A 21,005-nucleotide genomic window follows, 5' to 3' on the forward strand; every position below is an offset into this window, starting at 1 on the left:
CCGCCTTTGCCTATGGATCAAAAGGAAGAGAGCTCAAGGCAAGCTCTCTTCCAGCTTTTTATTTAGAAGATGAAGCAGGCGTTTTCTGCTTAGTAATTGGAAAAATTTCTTCATCAATAAATTTGATCTCTCCATTTTCAACCGTCACCAGGCAGCGGCGGCCTTCATTGGGATTCATGAGCATCTTTTCAGCCAATGGATCTTCAAGGTATTGCTCAATGGTGCGTCTTAATGGACGGGCTCCCATCTCTACTTGGAATCCTTTATCCACTAAGAAGTTCTTGGCCTCTTCGTCTAAAGTGATATACATTTCCCGCTTGCCCAAGCGTTTTTGCAGTTTGTTGATTTCTAAAGAAATCACTTGCAGTAAGTTATCACGATTAAGCGGATGGAAGATCACCACATCGTTAAGACGATTGAGAAACTCTGGCTTAAAGCGCTTTTTCACTTCGCTTTCAATTTTCTCTTTGATGCGATCGTAATCGAGCGTACTTTCAACCGCTCCAAAACCGATCTCTGTACTTTTCTTAATAAGGTCCGCTCCCAAATTGGATGTCATGATGATGATCGTATTGCGAAAATCAACTTTTCTTCCAAAGGAGTCCGTCAGACGGCCTTCTTCTAAGATTTGCAAGAGCAGGTCCATGACATCGGGATGCGCTTTCTCTATTTCGTCGAATAAAACAACGGAATAAGGACGCTGGCGCACCTGTTCAGTCAATTGACCGCCCTCTTCATGTCCGACATAACCGGGAGGAGATCCCGTCATACGGCTGACGGCAAATTTCTCCATGTATTCGGACATATCGACTTGGATGAGAGCATCTTCGCCGCCAAACATATTAATGGCCAATAGCCTAGCCAATAGCGTCTTTCCAACTCCTGTTGGACCTAAAAAGAGGAAAGCTCCAATGGGGCGATTGGGATCTTTAATATCCGCACGGCTACGCCTAATTGCCCGGCACACCGTCTTGATGGCGTCTTCCTGCCCGATGATATTCTCGCGCAAGATGTCCTCCATTTTGAGAACTTTTTGCAGTTCTCCCTCCGTCAAGCGATTTAACGGAATCCCCGTCTGCTTAGCAATAACGCTTGCCACGTCTTCATCTTCGACAATGACTTCGTGCTCTTCTTTATTGATCTCCCATTCAGCGCGGATCTGCTGCAATTGCTCGCGCAGGGTCTTTTCCTTATCGCGCAACTTAGCAGCCTTTTCATACTCCTGTTTGCTGATGGATTCCTCTTTTGCCAAGCGCGTCGCTTCGATCTCAGCCTCAAACTTACTGATGTCTTGAGGTTGATTCATCATGGAAATACGCATCTTAGCGCCAGCTTCGTCGATCAAGTCAATCGCCTTATCTGGCAGGAATCGGCCATGGATATAGCGATCGGATAAGATAGCGGCCGCTTGAATCGCCTGATTAGTAAAGATGACCTTATGGTGTCTTTCATATTCAGGCTTAAGGCCATTTAATATTTCAATGGTTTCTTCGACGCTTGGAGGCGCAATCATAATTTTCTGAAAACGACGTTCCAAGGCCGCATCTTTTTCGATGTGCTTGCGGTATTCATCAATCGTCGTGGCTCCAATACATTGGAGCTCTCCGCGCGATAAAGCCGGCTTTAAAATGTTGGAGGCATCGATAGCGCCTTCGGCCGCTCCAGCCCCGACGATCGTGTGCAATTCGTCGATGAAAAGCAAGACATTGCCATTCTTCTTGATCTCATCCATCACCGCTTTAATGCGCTCTTCAAATTGACCGCGATACTTTGTTCCCGCAATCATTAAAGCCAAATCAAGCGTGATCAGCCGCTTCTTGCGCAGCGTATCCGGGACATCTCCCTTTACAATGGCCTGAGCCAAGCCTTCTACAATTGCTGTCTTACCAACCCCGGCCTCTCCTACTAAAACAGGATTGTTCTTGCGGCGGCGACATAAAATTAAAATGAGGCGCTCAATCTCTTCCTTGCGCCCAATGACAGGATCCATCTTGCCTTCCCGGCACATCTCTGTCAAATCATGGCCATACGCTTTAAGGGCCGGCATTTTATCATTTGTGCCGGCTTGAGCAGCCTTATCATAAGGAGGCTTGTTCTGCCCGCTAGGCGTTTGCCCTTGCGGCCCTACTCCTGATCCGCTGATGGGAGGAAGCTGCAAGTTAAATGTCTCAAGCTCTTTTAAGACCTCTTTGCGCACTTCTTTCAAGTTCACATTCAAGTTCTCTAGAACTTGGGCCGCCACTCCATCTGTTTGCCTAAGCAAGCCTAATAAAAGATGCTCTGTTCCCACATAATTGTGATTAAGATTAGCCGCTTCTTCATTGGCAAATTCAAACACTTTTTTCACTTTACCAGTCAAAGCTGGATCGCCATAGACTTGAATCTCAGGTCCATAGCCAACAAGCTTTTCAACTTCAGTGCGGACAGTCTCAAAATCAATATTTAAGTTACGCAGGACATTGACAGCTACACCTTGACCTAATTTAAGCAGGCCTAGAAGAACATGTTCGGTTCCCAAGTAGTTGTGATTAAGACGCTGAGCTTCTTTTTTAGCTAATTTAATGACTTGCTTAGCTCGGTTAGTGAATTTATCAAACATGTCGAACTCACTTTTTTTTTATGAAATATCGAGGTAAATGCTTCGGCTAACTTTGTTTCAATTTAGATTGCATGTCTATTTTTTGCAAAAAAAAACATTAAAAGAACCGAGATTTATAAAGCTAATCTTTTAATGTGAAATCTGCCAGCAGAAGCAGCAAATACTTTGGCAGCCCGTGAAGCTAACCAATATCCGTCACTTTTTACGTCCCTTCGACTCTATTCTTCAATTACCGGTCTTAAGCTCGATTGATTAAGGATTAAGGGTCAAACGTCCGTTTTTCATGACTTATATCCTGATTTTTTGGATTTATTTGCTCGAAATTTAGGAATGGGCCAGGAAAGATGCCAAGCAAAGCCCATCAACTAGCCTTGCCTCTCACTCCCCTTCCCCCTACATCCCAAACAGATAAACCCAAAAACTCAGGTCAAAAATTTAAAGGAAAAAATAAGAGAATCTCTATCTCAAAGGAAGTACATTTACATTTTCAACCTGTGTTTTGAGTTTTTGCCTTTTGAACCAGTATGAAAGCTCATGCAGATGAAAAATGGCGAGCAGGTCTCTATTTTTTTATACGGATCTACTCGTCATTTGCTCCTCTCCAAGGCTCTGACGCAGTCGAAAGGCAAGAAAAAATCAAACTCAGGTTCTCAGATAGATGCATGCGAAATATCAATGATTTCATTTTTATTGTAACATAAAGATCAAAACTTAGCAACCAATAACGGTAAATGCTAATTATAAAAAAACTGTTCATTTTTGCAATGCACACTGCAGAGCAACTTGTTCTGCTTCGGCAATGCAATCATTGACGGATACGCCATGAAAGGGAGTGCCGCTCAAGACGACGTGCGGCCAAGCCGACATTTGTTCTTTTGCGTGATGGATCCACTCTTGGTGGCCTACTTCATATTGCGGAATAGCCTGGCAAGCGCTTTTAATGGAAAAGCTATCAGGCGATTGAGTAATATGTAAATGGCGTTCTAAAGCGGATAAGGCCAGCTGAAGGAGATCAGAGTCAGATTGTGCCGCTGGCAAAGGATGGCGTGTTCCTCCGATCATGACCGTCAACCGCGTTTCTCCCTCTTGTCTATTTTGCTGGGGAAAGACGCAAGAATCCCAGACGCAGCCTAATACAGGCTCGCCTTCTTGAAAGGGGATTAAATAGCCAAATCCTTCTTGTTTGAGCACTTTTTGCCGATATCCCAAGTTGACGACAAAAACAGTCGCATAATTCAGTCTATGGAGAACCGCCGATAGGGTTGGCAAAGACGCAGACAATAAGGAAGAGAGGGGCTGCGCCGGCAAAGTAGAAATGAGTTGATCGGCTTCCAATTCCTCCCCGTTCTCCAGTTTGATTTTTACTCCGTTTTTATTCAAAGCCAGGGATTGCGCGCCGCAATTTAAGCGAATCGTCCCTTCCAATTGAGCAGCAAGAGCGCGGGGCAGCGTTTCTAGACCATCTTGAAAAGAGAATAGGGAAGAGCGCTCAAGCGCACGAACAAAAGCGCTGGAAGAAGGAGGACGTTTCGGATGACGCCAAGCGGCTTTTAAAAGAGACCCCTGCTCCTGTTCCCATTTGTCCAATAGCGGAAAGCAGCTTTTAATCGAAAGCTTGTTCAGATCGCCGGCATAAATGCCCGATACAAAGGGATCAATTAAGCGATCGGTCCATGCCGGGTCTAAATGCCGATTAAAAAAAGAATAAATGCTTTCATCATCCCCTCTCCCTCTGGCAGCCTTCAAATCGCGCCATAACGTGCGCATCCATCCCTTCATGAGAGGAGAAAAAAGACAAGCGAATGGATGGCGTGGAAGCGCCTGCAAACGGCCTTTCCAGTAGAGGAAACGATCGCGAGCAGCAGGATGGGCAGTGACGATTTGCTTGTGCAGGCCTAAGGCTTCTACAAGCTCCAACGTCTTGCGCCCTGCCCCTCGCGAGCGGCAGCTGCGCGGGCCTTGTTCAAATAAAAAGCCATCGACTTGCGCGCTTTGAATCCAGCCGCCTATCCGCGAGTTTTTTTCCAATACAGTTAGATTAGCTTCCGCACCAAGCTGTTTTTTTAAAAACCAAGCCGTTGCCAGTCCACTGATGCCTGCTCCTAAAATGATTATTTGGCGTGCCATTTTCTACCTCTTTTGAATGCATTGAACAAGTGTGCGGACCGCTTCTTCCGATACATCGGGCGCAATGCCATGTCCCAAATTAAAAATAAATCCCGGGTCGCCTCGCATTTCATCAAGCAACCGATTGACTTCGCGTTCGATAACGGGAAGCGGTGCATAGAGGATGGCAGGATCTAAATTTCCCTGCAGGGCTGTGGGAAGGGGAATAAATTGCCGCATGCGGGAAAGGGAGCAATTCCAGTCCAGTCCGATTCCTGCCGGTCGGATCTCGGCTAATTCGGGAGCAAAAACAGAAGAGCCTCGGCAAAACAGGATGACCGGGACAGATCGCTTGAGGCCTTTTAAAATCAGGTCCAGATAAGCGAGTGAAAATTCTTTAAACTGGGCATAAGCCAAGGAGTTGGCCCAAGAATCAAAAATCTGCAAAGCCTCGACACCAGCTTCAATTTGCATATTCAGATAAGCGATCGACCAATCGGCAATTTTACGCAAAAGCTGGTGGAACCCTTGCGGATCGCTAAGCATCCATTGCTTGGTTTTTTTAAAATCCCGACTCGTTTTCCCCTCGACCATATAGCTCGCCACAGTAAAGGGAGCTCCGCAAAAACCAATAAGGGGCACTTTTAATTGAGGCTTTAAACACTGGATGCCTTGCTGAACGAAATGCAGGGCGGAAAGGTCTACAGGATCGTGAAGGGTTTCGACCGCTTGGCGACTGGAGACAGGCCTTTCAATGATAGGCCCGACGCGGTCCTCGAAGCGGACCCCAAGCCCTAAGGCCTCCGGAATAACAAGGATATCGGAAAATAAAATCGCCGCATCGACTTGGTAAGCTTTAATGGGCATCATAGTGACTTCAGCAATCAATTCAGGCTGATGGCACATTTCAAGAAAATCATACTTCTGGCGCAACGCCCGATAAGAAGCCAAGTGGCGTCCCGCCTGCCTCATCAGCCAAACTGGAGGCCGCGCGTGATTGGTCCCTTGCAGAGCCTGCAATAGCAAAGAATTGGAAGACGCGGGCTTTTCCCGTAGATCAATAGAGTGGCTAGCATGACATGGAGTGGGCAAAGGAAACATGATGAACCGCCTTTTAGAGGGTATATTAAAACCGCTAATGACCTAGATTCGAGTTCTTTTTCCTAAAAAGCAATAGGAGATAGCCATATGCGCTCAATATTGTCCGCTATTTCCTATCGCTTCCTAGGGAAAAAATAATCTCAAATATAAGTTATTATGGGTTTTAATACACCTCCTTACAGAAATAATAGCCATAGATGAAAATGAAAAATTTCCTTTTCAATCTATTCAACTCTTAATCGATAAACTCACTCGCTGGCTTAACAATATCTAATATTTCCCCTGCAATCTCTGTTTTCTGTGGTTATCAATGGATAGCCATTGAAATTACCTCTCAATCGGCTAAGAAACCAAACCCAGAGATCGCAGAGGAAAGTTGAGAGAAAATTGGCTAAATAACACGAGTTTTCTCATGCCATAATGCTCAGCATTACAAAATCCGCTCCAGGATATCTTCCACCGTAAAGCCATATTCTTTGGCCAATACGCTAGCTGGGGCTGATGCGCCAAAACTTTCCATGCAAATGGCTATTCCGTCTCGGCCGATATATTTATGCCAGCCAAGATCCACTCCGGCTTCAATGCTGACACGTTTGCCGATGTCTCCGCCTAGCAAGCTCTCTTTATAATCAGCCTCTTGCTTTTCAAACAGTTCCCAGCAGGGCATAGAGATGACGCGCACAGACTTGCCTAACTTTTCCAACTCCTCCGCCACATTTAAGGCTAAAGACAGCTCGGATCCCGTTGCCAGCAAGGTAAAATCGGGCTTCGATTTTTCCTTTTTCACAATATAAGCTCCGCGGCCCATTCCTTCTGCATAAGGAATATCCGTCGCTTCCAGGTCAGGCAAATTTTGACGGGATAAAATCAAGGCTGTGGGTCCTTTGTATTTTAGAGCAGCAATCCAGGCCATTTTAACTTCGCGGCTATCGGCCGGACGGATCACTTGCAAATGAGGAATTGCCCTTAAAGCCGCATAGTGTTCAACCGGTTGATGGGTAGGCCCGTCCTCTCCTAAAAAGATCGAATCGTGCGTGAACTGGTAGATCACTTGAGCATGCTGCAAAGCTGCTAAACGAATGGCGTTGCGCATATAATCCGAGAAAGCTAAGAACGTTCCAATAAAGGGAACGATAAGCCCTGTCTGATAAAGGCCCGTTGCCATGGTCGCCATGCCGAATTCGCGGACACCATACTTAATATTGCGTCCTTGGAATTGACCCGGGCCTACCAAAGGAAATTTTTTCATTGAAGTCATATCAGATGAGGACAAATCGGCCGATCCACCATAGAGTTGGGGGAATGAATCAGCTAGCAAGTTGATCACTTCTTGAGAAGCCTTGCGCCCTGAAATAGGCGCTTTGATGGCCAACTGGGCTAATCTCTGTTCGATGTCTTGCGGGACTTGATGGCGCATCATCGCCTCTAATTCTTTAGCCTTCTCAGGATTTTCCCTCGTCCAAGCTTCAAAAGTTTGATGCCATTTTTCTTCTTCTTGGGCATCATGGATGAGCTTATTTTGGAAAAAATTCATAACAGCCTGAGGAACATAAAACTCTTCTTGAGGAATTTCGAGGGCTTCTTTGGCTGCTTTTACTTCTTCTGGTCCTAATGGAGACCCGTGCGATTTATAAGTTCCCGCTTTATTAGGAGCGCCTTTCCCGATAATTGTGCGCGCGATGATCAGACAAGGACGCTCTTGCCGTTGATGGATTTTGGTAAAAACGGCATCGATGGCGTCTAAATCGTTGCCGTCGATTTCATAAACATCCCACCCATAGGCGAGGTAGCGCGCCTTTGTATCTTCCGAACACGCCTCAGCTAAAGGACCGTCTAAGCAAACTTGATTGGCATCGTAGAGGGCGACCAAATTGTCCAGCTTTAAATGTCCCGCAAGAGAAGAAACCTCTGCCGAAATGCCTTCCATCACACAGCCATCGCCCATTAAAACATAAACTTTATTAGTAAAAATTTTATGGTTGTCCGTGTTGAATTTGGCAGCCAGAAGCTTAAAACCCAATGCCTGTCCGACCGCATTGCCAACCCCTTGGCCCAATGGCCCCGTCGTCGTCTCTACGCCTTCCGTCATAAAAGATTCAGGATGCCCAGGAGTAACGGAATGCAGTTGCCGAAAATGCTTAATATCTTCTAGAGAAACTTTATATCCGGCCAAGTGCAAGCAGGCATACAGCCACATCGACCCATGGCCTGCTGATAAAATAAAACGGTCGCGATTAAGCCATGTGGGATTTTTAGGATTATGGCGCAGAGCAGCCCCATATAAATAAGCGCCTAGTTCAGCGCATCCCATCGGCAGCCCCGGATGGCCGGAATCCGCCTTTTGCACGGCATCCATGGAAAGCCCCCGGATGGTATTGGCAATTTTAGACATAACCAACTTAAAATCAGAGTCTAAAACTTTTGTCTTTTTGATAAGTTCTAATGAAGCGAGCTTCAGGTCTGAGGGTTGAAGACTAGTACTCATTTTTTAACCATTACTTAAGGATTTATAATCTTGACCTATTAATCTACCGATAAAGCTCAAAAAGTGGCAAGCAAAACTCCTCTTCCTTTGCATGGGAAGTGAGTCCTTTTCGCGGTCCTGAACCGGAATGCATGTCGCTTAGGGCCTATCTCAATTTAAAACTTTACTGACAAAGAAAATATTAATTCTATATAGTGAATGGACAGGCGCGCTATGCATGCCGCATAAGGATTCCATCATTTCTATGGACAATGTTTTTCTAGCCATTAAGGAAACTGTCTGCGAAGACGTCCAGACGCACTATCCCATTCCCGCTTTTTTGCATACGACTGCAGATCTCTTCGGCAAGGCTCACCTCTATTACCGCACGGCTAAAAGTTATGCATTTTTTCAAAGAGCCCAGGAAGGAAATGCCGGCCATCCGGCTGTTTATGGAGCTGCCCTCCACCTGATAAGCGATTATACAACAGTTGGGTCCTACGCTCTAAAAGTCGCTCTTATCACTAAATGCGCAGAAGACCTTTTCCATCAATATCATCGGCTTTATCAGTCTTATCGCCATCTTCAACAGACTTTCTATTGCCATTTTCCCACTTATCATCGCGTCAATTGGAATCAACCGTCGATCAGCCAACCGACCCAGTTTTCCCCTTCTTTTCAGCTTTGGTTGAAAGTCGAAGTGATGGGCTTAATGCAGCAAACGCTAAAAGTTCTGCGATGCGCCGCGTCCGTCTTATGGGAGGCTTTTAAGCTTAGCATGTGTTTAAGGGATGCGTATTTATTGGCCAATGGAGATCCGCAAGCCAAATATGACGCTTTTACGGAACTCGTAGCGGATTGGGAGCGCTATCAGCAACAACTACGGAACGATCAAGCGCTTTTGCGGCAAGAAATTGCAAAGGGACGCTTATTGGCCGACCGCATCCTGACCAAGCTAGATACAGATAAAACGACAGCCTTTATTTTAGGTCAATTGGAGGCCGGTTTAACGCAGGTAGAACAAGCCATCGGTCCGCAGTTACCCGCCATCCAGCAGGCAGGAAGAGAAACTTTAGATGTCGTCTTGCCGATCGGCCATATCTGTTCTCTACAAGTAGATCTATCGGAAGGAACGACTATCCTCTCTCCCCTTCCCCCAGGCCGCTATCCGCCTTGGGGAGGGCAAATGATCGAAGTGATTAAAGCACAGGCCAACAAATCCCCCGCTTTACCGCTTGCCAGCCAAATTAGCAATTTAACAGAAAACTTGCCTATTTTGGATCCCTTGAATGGTCTCTTTTGGTTAGCCCAAAAAGCCCAGCATACTTACCAAGATTGGTTTCAGCCTATTCATTGTTAAATAACTAGCATCGAATGGCTCTTCTAAACTTTTTCAGACGGTTTGCTTTTTTTACAAAATATATTAAAATATAATTACAACACCTGAATAAAATATTTTGATTAACATTTAATTTGCAGAATCTTCAAGTCAATTTAACAATTAAATTGTAATAAATATAAGTCATCTAAATTCAGGTTATTCGTATGCAAGTCAATCTTTTTACTAGCCGTCCTTTTTCAGTGGAATATAATTCCCAGCATCATGTGCTTGATAAAAAAGATGTCAATAAAATCATATTGGCTACAGCAATCGGCTCTCTCTTTTTTTTAGTCGGCGGCTTAGTTGCCTTCCTGGGCGCTTCTTATTATTTTAGGCAAAGAAAAGTCCAAGAATTGACAGGAACAAATAATCCCCATTTACAAAGAATTAGCCAAGTCAGAAATCGCAACCTTCTTACCCCCTCGAATCCTGTTGCGTCTTCTTTGAAGACAGTCTTGACAAATGAAATGAATCGCACGATGGGAAAACATTTGAGAGACAATCAAAGAGCAACTCTTGTTTCCTTATTTGATCAAGCGCTACAAAGTCCTCAGCCTAGGCAAACGTTAGAAGCCTTGATCAATGGAAAAATCAACCAGCCGGATGGATGGGGCGCTGCTAAGGCTGCGCATATCCGCACCAATCTTCTTCCGCATGTCCCCTTATCAAATGCAAATCCATCAGATTCCTCTTCTTTTCCTTCTTCGGCCATTATCCAACAGACGCAAGTGCGAGCGATTGCACAGGCTCCAATTAATCCGCAAGGCACCAAATTAGTCTGCTTTTATAAATCAGGTCCTACAGAATTTTTGGGCAATTTTGCGATCTGTCCTCATGGCATTCAACTTTGGGGGCATACGTTCAAGTGCTCAGAGGCGGCTTTTCAATGGCGCAAATATTATTTAGCCGCTCAAAATAATAATCATGCAAGCCTGCTCAACGATCCCAAAATGCGTGAATTTTTTACTTGCGACGGTGAAAAGGCCTTTCAGCTTAATCGAGAGCTTGAGCGCAAATATCCCAACGTGTTTGCTTCTAATTGGCGCAATGGGGTGCGAGACCAAGTCATGTGGGACGTCCTCAATGCAAAATTTCAACAAAATCCTGAATTAACTCAACTTTTGCAAGACACCCAAGGAGCTTATTTATTAGAGCACAATCAGGCAACGCGGGATAATTACTGGTCGGACAATAGCAATGGGACCGGAAAAAATATGCTGGGTAAAATGCTGATGGCAATAAGAGATAGCAAGCCTTGTCCACCGCCCGATGACACAAGCGATCAAATGCAAGTACAGGCCTTTGCCTCTTATGCCAACCAACCAAGGTCGCTAAACTATCAGATCTTTTAATCTTTTGTTAGGGTACCTCGCTAATTAGGCAATGAATCCCTCTTCTGCATACAGAGAAAAGTAAGGAATTAATTCCTATGTCTTTCTCTTTATAAAAAGCTTCGTTTATCAAGCATTCATTATAATACTTTTTCCCATAAACAATTCATTAATTAATGGCTTTAATTTAGACCTTTTTCATTTAGAATAAAGTTGAAATTTAGAGAGATAGAGATTAAGATTACTTCTTTCCTGATTAAAATTATTTGCTAGCATTTGGCAGTAGTAACCGAGTGTTGAGTGTTTTTACCCTTTTGACTGCGTGAAAACCCTCGCAGAGAAGAAAAGACTAGCGAGTCCTTAATATGGACCTGCTTATCATGTATTAGAGGCTCTAACGCAGTCGAAAGGGTAAAAACACTCAAGTTAGTAGGCATTTTCCAGCCTTTTACGCCAGTGCGTTAAGCTCAAATGAGGGTAATCCGTAATCAGTGAAAAGGCTGCCTCTCTAGCAATCAGGCAAAACTTAATGCAGTCGCTTAAAACTTAGATTTTAATCGCTTAACATGTCATGGAATTTTATGTTAACACAAACCATTCGCCGTCAATTTTTACAATATTTTAAAGATCATCAGCATGCCGTCATTCCTTCTTCGTCCGTTGTCCCTCATGACGATCCCACCTTGCTTTTTATCAACGCGGGCATGAACCAATTCAAGGATGTTTTCTTAGGAAATAGCCATCGGGATTATAAGCGGGCCGCTACCAGTCAAAAATGCATCCGCGTGGGAGGCAAGCATAATGACTTGGAAAATGTGGGCCATACCAGCCGCCACTTGACATTCTTTGAAATGCTCGGAAATTTTTCCTTTGGCGATTATTTCAAAGCACAAGCCATCCAATTCGCGTGGGAAGTCTCCACTAAGATTTTTGGCTTTGAACCTGACCGCATTTGGCCGACTGTTTTTCGAGAAGATGATGAAGCCTTTGAGATCTGGACACAATATGTACCTGCCGAGCGCATCACGCGCTTCGGAGAAAAGGAAAATTTTTGGGCCATGGGAGATACGGGTCCTTGCGGCCCCTGTTCAGAGCTCTTATATGATCGCGGATCCCATTTTGGAAAAGCGTCTAAGCCTATTGAAGATACAGATGGAGAGCGCTTCTTAGAGTTTTGGAATTTGGTCTTCATGCAATTTAACCGCCAGCCCAGCGGAGAAAAAGAGCCTTTACCCAAGCCTTCTATTGATACTGGAGCCGGACTAGAACGCGTGATCAGCTTAAAAATGGGAGTGGATAGCTTATTTGAAACAGATGTCTTGCGTAGCATTATTGCCCAAGTGGAATCCATTACAGGACTTCCCTATCATCCCAACGATAATCGCGCTCCTGCTTTCCGCGTCATAGCCGACCATTTGCGCTGCCTGGCGTTCGCGATTGCCGACGGCGTCCAGCCTAGCAATGTAGACCGCGGATATGTTTTACGCAAAGTGCTTAGGCGAGCTGTCCGCTATGGACGCCAACTAGGCATGGACCGTCCCTTCTTAGCAGACGTGCTTCCCCAGTTGGTTTCAACAATGGGAAGCGACTATCCTGAGCTGATCAAAGGCCAGCAGCGCATTGCCGAAATTCTGACCATCGAAGAAGAAGCGTTCATCCGCACTTTGAAAAGAGGGGGGAATATTCTCAACCAAGTCATTGAGAAAGCGCAAGCCAGCGACCGCGTGATCAGCGGAGATGACGCCTTTAAATTAAAGGATACGTATGGGCTTCCCCTTGAGGAAATCTTGCTGATTGCCAAAGATTCCGACCTTAGCTTGGATCAGCCACGCTACCAGCAGCTGGAAGAAGAAGCCAAGCAGCGCTCGCGCAGCGTACATAAGAGCGTCCATCAAATCGCAGGGGAGAATATCTTTGCGGATTTCGTTAAACAGAATGGAGAGACAAAATTTCTAGGCTATACCCATGCCCTTGCTGATAGCAAAGTGCTAGGGCTAGTGGTAGAAGGTCAATTTGTTTCCCAACTAGAGGAAGGTCAAGAGGCGTTGGTGATTCTATCCGAGACGCCTTTTTATGCCGAAATGGGCGGACAAGTAGGAGACACAGGGGCATTAGAGAATGCTCTTTCATCTTTTACTGTCGTAGATTGCATCGCGCCTTATAAGGGATTGATTGCTCACCAAGGAAAACTGGAGAAAGGCTCACTTAAAGTCGGAGATACGGTCACGGCTAGTATCGATCGCGAACGCCGTCAAAAGATTGCCAACAACCATACAGCCACCCACTTGCTTCACTGGGCGTTACATCGTGTACTGGGAGAGCATGTCAAGCAAGCCGGCTCTGTTGTCGATGCCCAGCGCCTACGCTTTGACTTCAGCCATCACAAAGCCCTGACTTTAGATGAGCTCCGGCATATTGAAGATCTGGTGAATGAGAAAATCCGGGAAAATGCGCCTGTTAAATATTACGAAATTAAATATGAAGAAGCGCAAAAAAGAGACGACATCAAACAATTCTTTGGAGAAAAATACGGCTCGAGCGTACGCGTAATCGACATTGATTATTCCAAGGAATTATGCGGAGGAACGCATACGTCGGCAGTCGGGAACATTGGCCTGTTCCGCATTGCCAAGGAAAGCAGCATTGCTGCAGGCATCCGCCGTATTGAAGCGGTGACCGGCCAGGAAGCAGAAATGCTGCAGCGTCAGGAAGAGGATACGCTCATTCACGTTGCCCAATTGCTGAAAGTCCCTTCTCATCAAATTGAAGAACGTCTATCAAAACTGTTGGAAGAGAATAAGCAATTTGCCCAAGAAATAAAGGAATTGAAAAAAAACCAATTGAATACTCTGGTTGATAGCCTATTGGCCCAAGCAGATAAAACGTCTCAATTGCCGATGGTCATTGCAGAAGTTTCTGGCTCCATTGAAGAACTGCGCTTTTGCTTGGACCTGCTGTCCGCACGCTTCTCCTCTGGAGCGATTGTATTGGGCACAGCCTTGCCGGATAAATGCCAGCTCATGGCCAAAGTTAGCGACGATTGGGTGAAAAAGGGCGTGTCGGCGCATGAAATTATCAAGGCCATTATGCCTATCGTCGAAGGAAGCGGAGGAGGAAAACAGCAAGCAGCGCAAGGAGGAGGCAAAGCTCCGCAAAAGCTGCTTGAAGCTCTTCAACACGCAAAAGACTATCTTTTAAAAGTTTCTGGCTCTTAGAGAATGTCTTAAAACTACTTTTAAGGATTTTTAAGACATCCTCTTAGTATTCAAGGTCTTTTCTTGCCGTTTTCAGGCGGCAAGAAAAGGCCTTCATTAGACAAAATGCTATTTTTCATTTCATTTTTACTTTGTCGTTGCTGTTTACAGGACCAATTTCAAAAATCACATTCACGGCCGCATGGATTTCGACTTGTCCGGCTTCAATGGGCACATCATAAGACATATCTGCATTAGCCATTTTAGCCAGCATCATAGGCATAGGAGGATGGCTTTGCGCTTGATCCAGGGATAAGGATAAGACTCTGATAAGACTCACTTGCGCTGCATCAGCCAAAGCCTGTGCATCGGAAATGGCATTTTTAGTAGCCAAGTGAATCACTTCGCTACGGTAAGTCTGGGGATTATTGATATTAAAATTGATCTGTTCAATTCGGTTTGATCCGGCTTGCACAACAGCGCCTATGATTTTTTCCGCTAAATCGAGCTTCTGTGTTTTAATATGAATGGTATTGCTCACTTCATAGTGACTGATCGTCGGTCCAGTCGGCGATTTGTCATCAACGGAACGATAAATGGGAATAACGCGGAAGCGGCCAGTTTGATACTCTTGCTGATCTAAGCCGACCGTATTTAAATTGGCCAAGACTTGACGCATTTTCTCATTGTTATCCTTCACAGCCTTTTTCGAATCCGCATCTTGTGTCACAACTCCTACCGTCAGCTCCATTTGGTCTGCCGGTTTAAAGACCGTCGCCTCCCCTCTTACAACCAGTTTGGGAATGAGAGTCTCTTCTTCGTCATTAGCTTGGCAATAAGCAGCCATTACGTTGCTCCAAATCATTAAAAAATAAATGAATCGCTTCATAGTTTAACTCCTTTTTTCTTACCATACGCATTTACAGAGGGGGAATCAAGTTGAATAAAAGATCGATTAAGCTGTTAATGCCCTAAATTCGGATTCTTTTTCTTAGAAGGTGTTTTCAAATCTAGGTTATTAGGAGTTTTAATACTTCCTCTAAAAGAGATTTATTTATTTAAATTCCAAAATTCTCAAACCCTTCTCTTTATTTAGTGAATTTACTTGGAATAGCGTTTAATAAACATCCTATTAAATTCTAAAACAGTGTATTATTACTATTACACATACTTTTTTTCTTATCATCTTTAGCTTAATTTTGATTCAAACAAATGATTCTACAAGGAATTCTAGAAAGCGAACATATCCTCGCTTTACAAGAGGCTTTGCAGCATCCCGACACAATTTTAGTCGAAGAGCTGTGGAATGCCCCCAAAGCGCTCGTTGCAGCTTTAGCTCAACAGGCCACTGGCAAGCATGTGCTTCTTTTAACGGGAAGCAGTCAAGAAGAGGTCCGCCTTTTCCACGATTTCGCCTTATTCACTAATCGTCCAATCGTTGATTTCCCCTCTTGGGAGACTCTTCCTTCCGAAAGCATTCCCCCCAGCCCCGATATTGTTGGCGAGCGCTATAAGGTTTTAAAGGAAATTCAGGCCTCAAACGAGCCGCATATTATTCTCACAAGCTTGCAGGCTTGCCTTCAGCGTCTTATTCCGCCTTCTATTTTTCAAGACCTTTACTTGACTTTAAAGCCCGGCCAAAGTCCTTCTTTTGATCACTTGATCCAAAAATTATTGGCCATGGGTTATCAACGGAAAGCAGTGGCATCCGACAAGGGAGAATTTGCCGTCCGGGGAGGCATCATTGATATTTTTCCCGTTTCTTCCCCGGATCCTTATCGCCTAGAGTTTTGGGGGGATGAATTAGAATCATTGCGCATTTACGATCCCATTGGACAAAAGTCCATCCGCCCTGTCGATCAAGCTGATATTCCGCCTGGTTTAGAACTGGAGCTGCTCAATCAATCGACTCAACAGGCATCCATTTTGGAGTATCTGGGACCCAATACCCTTGTCATTTTCGATGATCTTTTGGCTCTGGAAGATCGCTATGCCTCATTGATTAGCATGGGAGGACATCATCAATTTTTCAGCTCAATCGAGCAGCTTCTTGATCAAGTCCTGCCCTTGCAGAAAATTTTTTGGACGCAAAAGCCGATTGAAGAACTCAGCGATGTTCGACATTTAGATGCTAAAACGGGCGGCTATTATTCGCAGCAGACGATTTTCCACCATTTATCTTTTCAAATGTTTAACCGCGAATGGCAAGTCAAACGCTGGCGCCCACCTTTTAATACCATTAGCGGCCATCTTTTTTCTTCAGAAGAGGGCGAGCCGACAGGCGATGAATTGCTGTGCCGGCTTTCTTCGCTTCCTTATGAAACAGGCCGGCTGCATTTTTTGTGCGCCAGCGAATTAGAAGAGGCAAACTTGCATGAGCGCCTGGCCAATGCAGGTGTCCGCCTTCCCAAGCATACGCATTTTCATATTGGCTATCTTTCAAGCGGCTTTGTGATTCCAGACATGCAATATGTTGTTTTGCCGCTCACAGAAATTACGCACCGCTATAAGATCCGCCGTCAAAAGCTGCGCAGCACCTATCATACTTCCCCTTCAGAGACCTATGATTTAGCTCCCGGAGAAACTGTTGTCCATCTCAATAACGGCATTGGGCGTTATTTGGGCATGGAGAAAAAGCCCAATCATTTAGGCATTCCAAGCGAATTTTTCACCATTGAGTATGCAGACAATGCCAAGCTTTTCGTTCCCCTCAATCAAGCGCATTTAATCACAAAATACATTGGCGCCAATGAAGACATTCCCAAATTGCATGCATTGGGAAGCGGCCGCTGGAAAAAAACGCGGGAGCAGACAGAGCGTGCAATCATGGGCTATGCCTCCGAGCTTTTGCAAGCCTATGCGCAGCGGGCGATCAAAGAAGGCTTTACTTACCCTGCCGACAGTCCGGATATTTTGGCTTTCGAGGAAGAATTTCCCTTCTCAGAAACAGAAGATCAATTGGCAGCTATTGCCAGCATCAAGCAAGATATGATGACCAACAAAGCGATGGACCGGCTGATTTGCGGCGATGTCGGCTATGGAAAGACAGAAGTGGCCATGCGCGCCGCTTTTAAAGCTGTTGTAGACGGGCGCAAGCAAGTTGCCGTCCTCGTTCCGACCACAGTCCTTGCCATGCAGCATTACGACAATTTTATCGAACGCATGAGCAGCTTTCCCATCAACATCGGCGTCCTCTCGCGCTTCCGCTCTCCCAAGCAGATTAAAGAGACGCTGACAGGAGTTGCCAATGGTTCCATTGACATTGTCATTGGAACGCACCGCATGATCAGCGAAGATGTCAAATTCAAAGAGTTAGGCCTTGTCATCATTGATGAAGAGCAGCGTTTTGGCGTGAAGGCGAAAGAGCACTTAAAAAAGCTTAAGCTCGGCGTTGACTGTTTGACCCTATCCGCGACGCCTATCCCGCGCACGCTGTACATGTCATTGATCGGCGCGCGCGACATGTCAGTCATCAACACTCCTCCTCAAGACCGCCTTCCTATCAAGACCGTTATCACAGAGCCTAGCGATCAGGTCATCAAAAACGCCCTTTTGCGCGAACTGGCACGAGATGGGCAAGCCTTCATCATTCACAATCGCGTAGAGTCTATTTATTCCGTCAGTGCACGTATCAAAGCGCTTTTGCCGCAAGCGCGTGTGCTGGTGGCCCACGGGCAAATGCATGCTGATGAAATTGACGCTACCTTTCACGCCTTTAAAAATGGGCAAGCGGATATTCTGATTGCCACAACGATTGTAGAGAACGGCGTAGACATTCCCAATGCCAATACCATCCTCATCGATCGGGCAGATCATTTCGGCCTGGCTGCCTTGTATCAGCTGCGCGGCCGCGTTGGACGCTGGAACCGGCGCGCCTATGCCTATTTCCTCGTCCCCAATCTGAGAGTCATGCCTGAATTGGCACGCAAAAGGCTGCAAGCCTTGGCCGAAGCGGGAGGATATGGAGGAGGCATGAAAGTTGCCATGAGAGACCTGGAAATTAGAGGGGCGGGAGACATTTTGGGCACCGAACAATCGGGCCATGTGACCTCTATAGGCTTTCATCTTTACTGTAAAATGCTCAAGCGCACCATCCAGACCTTGCAAGGCAAAGTTCCCAGTACCATTGCAGACACTAAAGTTGAATTTGCCGTCGATGCCCGGCTTCCGGAAGACTATGTCAATGAAGTCAGCTTGCGCATGGAGATTTATCAGCGCTTGGGAGAGGCGCTTTCATGGGAAGAAGTGGACGCCATTTGGGAAGAACTGCAAGACCGCTTTGGACCACCTCCTGAGCCGGCGCTTTGGCTTTATCACTTAACGCGCGTCCGCGTATTTGCTTCTCGGCAGGGATTCGCTCTTGTTAAACAAGAGAAATTGTCATTGCTCATTGAAAAACGCAAAGGCAAGGACATGTTGACAAGAAAAATTCTCATGCCCAAGTTCAAAAATCCACAGGAAATGGAAAAAAGGATCGTTGCAGAATTGGAGAAAACCGTTTAGAAGGTGTTAATAAATTGACCGCCTTGCCATTCGTTGATCTCAGAGGCTTTGACGCAGTCGAAAGGGCAAAAATTCCCAACTCAGGTTAATCTGCTCTTAACTTTATTCTGCAGGTGCGGACAATTTGGCCTGGATCTTTTGATAGCGCAGAAGATAGATTTTATAGAGATTCTCTGCCAGCACCTTGAAAATGGCATAAAAAGGGGTGGCAAAAAGCAGGCCAAGTAATCCGTATAAAGATCCGGCTGCCAATAAAAGCAAGATTAAAGTCAGCGGGCGAATATTGAGGCGGTGCCCGATAATTTGGGGAGAAATAATATTGGATTCAATCTGCTGAACGATCACGAATACAATAATCACGTTTAGAGTCATCAACGGGCTCATCGACAATCCGACTAGAATGGCAGGAGCGATAGCTAAGAAAGACCCAACGAAAGGAATGGTCGTAAAAATAAAGGCGAAGACGGATAAGACAAGCGCATAGTTCAGGCCAATGATCAAATAGCCGATAAAAAGCATGCTCCCAATGCTAAAAGAAACCATGACTAAACCATTGATGTAGCTGGACAAAGTGTCATCGATATTTTTTAAAATCTTGCGCATCTCTTTGTCAAAATGGCTCGGAGTATATTTCAAAAATCCTGCTGCTATTTCATGATCATCTTTGAGCAGATAAAAGACGATGAAGGGAATAACCGCTAAAATGGTCGCAACCCGGGTAATAAACCCCACAATATCTAAGATATTTTGACTGAGCAAAGCTGTCGCTTGCTGGATCAATCCCAATACGCGCACTTCAATTTCATGCTCTAGATTGGCGCTCATTCCCGTACTAATAATGGATTGCGAGCTTTTTTTAATTTTCTCCAACGTTTCAACGGACGTATTGGCAATAGCGGAAACCTGTTCGCCCAAAAGAGGGCCAATATAGGCAAAGAAAATGACTAAAAGGATGGCAATAATGACATAGACAATCAAAATGCTAATAAAGCGCGGAAGCCTAAAATACTCTAAAACATAAATAGCCGGCCTTAGCAAATAGTAAAGCAAGAAAGAAACGACAATGGGAATGAATAGCGAAGAAGCAAAATTGAAAACCGGAGTCAATAAAAAAGCGACGTGATAGAAAATGAGAATAATCGACAGGACGAGCAGCGTCCCAACGGCATATTTAAAAAATGTATTATAATACCAAGGAGAAATGGCATGCCTGATGACCGTATTGGCTTTAGCTTTTTTTTCTTCCATACAAGCGCTCTTTCCTTGTCCTTTTCCCTTTCATAGCAAAACCTTTAAAAAAAAAGAATGGAAAAGCTTAATAGCAAGAGATTCGGCAAAAGCTTGCCTTCCATTGTCTATCCCCTAAAGGGGATTAATGAAATAAATTCCTAGAAAAGTAGGAGTCGTGATTATCTTTCTCTCCTTTTTGTTCAGAAGGGGAATTGAAAAAAGCAGTCGATGTCTGAGAGATAGGGCTTGACGATTCGGAAGCCGACAGACGCGAAAGATCTAACTGATAGCAAAAAATGGGATAAAGACGGGAATCTGTCGCTATAGGTATAGAAAAGGAGGATTTGGTTTTGCGCATTAGAGCCTTATTTTCAACCTCCAAGCGAGAAGCAAAATGCGCGAGATTTTGATCTGCTTGCCGCCTATCAAATTTCTCATCCGCTTGAGTCAAACCTACCGGACAGCCGCCTTCTTGGCATTCAGAATTAGGAAATACAGACAAATTCCCTTTTTCATTATCTGATTCATCCCTTAAGAGTAAAAGAATTTCTTTTTCAATTCTTTCCCACTCGTTAAAATAGCTATTCCACAGATTGGGTCCATCAATTGTCATCATCGCCTCCTTCTGCCTCACGTTATATTCCTTTCAAGAAAGCAAGCGTCAAAGCTTGGTAAACCTTGCTTATCTCCATCTAATCTTCCATAAGATTATAAACAAGCGAATTTCAATGCGAGCTTTCTGAAGTTCGCTTGCTGACTAATCAATGCAGCTTTCCTCCATTAGGAACGGACTGATCAGGAGAGACCAAAATGATCTCCTGATATTCATCGCTTAAGCCCAATACAAGGACCTCTGATAGAAAAGGCCCGATTTGCTTTGGCGGAAAATTCACGACGGCAAGCACCTGCTTGCCAATCAAAGAATCGGGATGATAGTGCTTGGTAATTTGAGCAGAAGAACGCTTGACCCCAATCTCTTCTCCAAAATTGATATGCAGCTGATAAGCAGGTTTTTTGGCCTGAGGAAAAGCCTTCGCTTGCACAATCGTTCCAATGCGAATATCCACTTTGGCAAATTCATCGTAACTAATCATTT

The 21,005-nt window shown here is 45.0% G+C and carries 12 protein-coding genes; 4 read left to right on the plus strand and 8 right to left on the minus strand.

The window, feature by feature from the left end; translation table 11 throughout:
- Positions 1-58: 58 nt before the first annotated feature.
- The 4 genes from BN3769_RS07260 to tkt all read right to left on the minus strand — a co-directional run bounded on the left by BN3769_RS07260 (position 59) and on the right by tkt (position 8,198).
- The gene (locus BN3769_RS07260; RefSeq protein ID WP_068469082.1) at positions 59-2,599 is read right to left on the minus strand and encodes an ATP-dependent Clp protease ATP-binding subunit; all 2,541 of its coding nucleotides are present in this window, start codon (positions 2,597-2,599) and stop codon (positions 59-61) included.
- A gap of 753 nt (positions 2,600-3,352) precedes the next feature.
- Positions 3,353-4,726, minus strand: coding sequence for a protoporphyrinogen oxidase (gene hemG / locus BN3769_RS07265; RefSeq protein ID WP_068469084.1), 1,374 nt, complete (start codon positions 4,724-4,726; stop codon positions 3,353-3,355).
- Positions 4,727-4,729: 3 nt separating this feature from the next.
- Positions 4,730-5,806, minus strand: a complete 1,077-nt coding sequence (gene hemE, locus BN3769_RS07270; RefSeq protein ID WP_079989462.1) for a uroporphyrinogen decarboxylase — start codon at positions 5,804-5,806, stop codon at positions 4,730-4,732.
- A gap of 430 nt (positions 5,807-6,236) precedes the next feature.
- Positions 6,237-8,198 (minus strand): transketolase, encoded by a 1,962-nt coding sequence (tkt, locus tag BN3769_RS07275; RefSeq protein WP_068469160.1) that lies wholly within the window; start codon positions 8,196-8,198, stop codon positions 6,237-6,239.
- A gap of 310 nt (positions 8,199-8,508) precedes the next feature.
- Here tkt and BN3769_RS07280 point away from each other — a divergent pair, with 310 nt between their 5' ends.
- The 3 genes from BN3769_RS07280 (at position 8,509) to alaS (ending at position 14,197) form a co-directional block, all read left to right on the plus strand.
- Positions 8,509-9,630 (plus strand): hypothetical protein, encoded by a 1,122-nt coding sequence (locus tag BN3769_RS07280; RefSeq protein ID WP_068469085.1) that lies wholly within the window; start codon positions 8,509-8,511, stop codon positions 9,628-9,630.
- 185 nt (positions 9,631-9,815) lie between these two features.
- Positions 9,816-11,003, plus strand: a complete 1,188-nt coding sequence (locus tag BN3769_RS07285; RefSeq protein ID WP_068469087.1) for an NADAR family protein — start codon at positions 9,816-9,818, stop codon at positions 11,001-11,003.
- Between the two features lie 560 nt (positions 11,004-11,563).
- Complete coding sequence (alaS, locus tag BN3769_RS07290) at positions 11,564-14,197, plus strand: alanine--tRNA ligase (RefSeq protein WP_068469089.1); 2,634 nt, start codon at positions 11,564-11,566, stop codon at positions 14,195-14,197.
- Between the two features lie 115 nt (positions 14,198-14,312).
- Here the strand turns inward: alaS and BN3769_RS07295 are convergent, their stop codons facing one another.
- Positions 14,313-15,065, minus strand: coding sequence for an SIMPL domain-containing protein (locus BN3769_RS07295; protein WP_068469090.1), 753 nt, complete (start codon positions 15,063-15,065; stop codon positions 14,313-14,315).
- 323 nt (positions 15,066-15,388) lie between these two features.
- Here BN3769_RS07295 and mfd point away from each other — a divergent pair, with 323 nt between their 5' ends.
- Positions 15,389-18,679, plus strand: a complete 3,291-nt coding sequence (gene mfd / locus BN3769_RS07300) for a transcription-repair coupling factor (protein ID WP_228840646.1) — start codon at positions 15,389-15,391, stop codon at positions 18,677-18,679.
- 102 nt (positions 18,680-18,781) lie between these two features.
- Here the strand turns inward: mfd and BN3769_RS07305 are convergent, their stop codons facing one another.
- From BN3769_RS07305 to BN3769_RS07315, 3 genes are all read right to left on the minus strand, one after another.
- Positions 18,782-19,927, minus strand: coding sequence for an AI-2E family transporter (locus BN3769_RS07305; protein ID WP_068469091.1), 1,146 nt, complete (start codon positions 19,925-19,927; stop codon positions 18,782-18,784).
- Between the two features lie 124 nt (positions 19,928-20,051).
- Complete coding sequence (locus BN3769_RS07310) at positions 20,052-20,525, minus strand: hypothetical protein (protein WP_154017852.1); 474 nt, start codon at positions 20,523-20,525, stop codon at positions 20,052-20,054.
- Between the two features lie 145 nt (positions 20,526-20,670).
- Positions 20,671-21,003: a tRNA-binding protein gene (locus BN3769_RS07315; protein ID WP_068469094.1), complete on the minus strand. Its 333-nt coding sequence runs from the start codon at positions 21,001-21,003 to the stop codon at positions 20,671-20,673.
- Positions 21,004-21,005: the final 2 nt, after the last annotated feature.

The organism is Candidatus Protochlamydia phocaeensis, assembly GCF_001545115.1.
GTDB classification, from domain to species: domain Bacteria; phylum Chlamydiota; class Chlamydiia; order Chlamydiales; family Parachlamydiaceae; genus Protochlamydia_A; species Protochlamydia_A phocaeensis.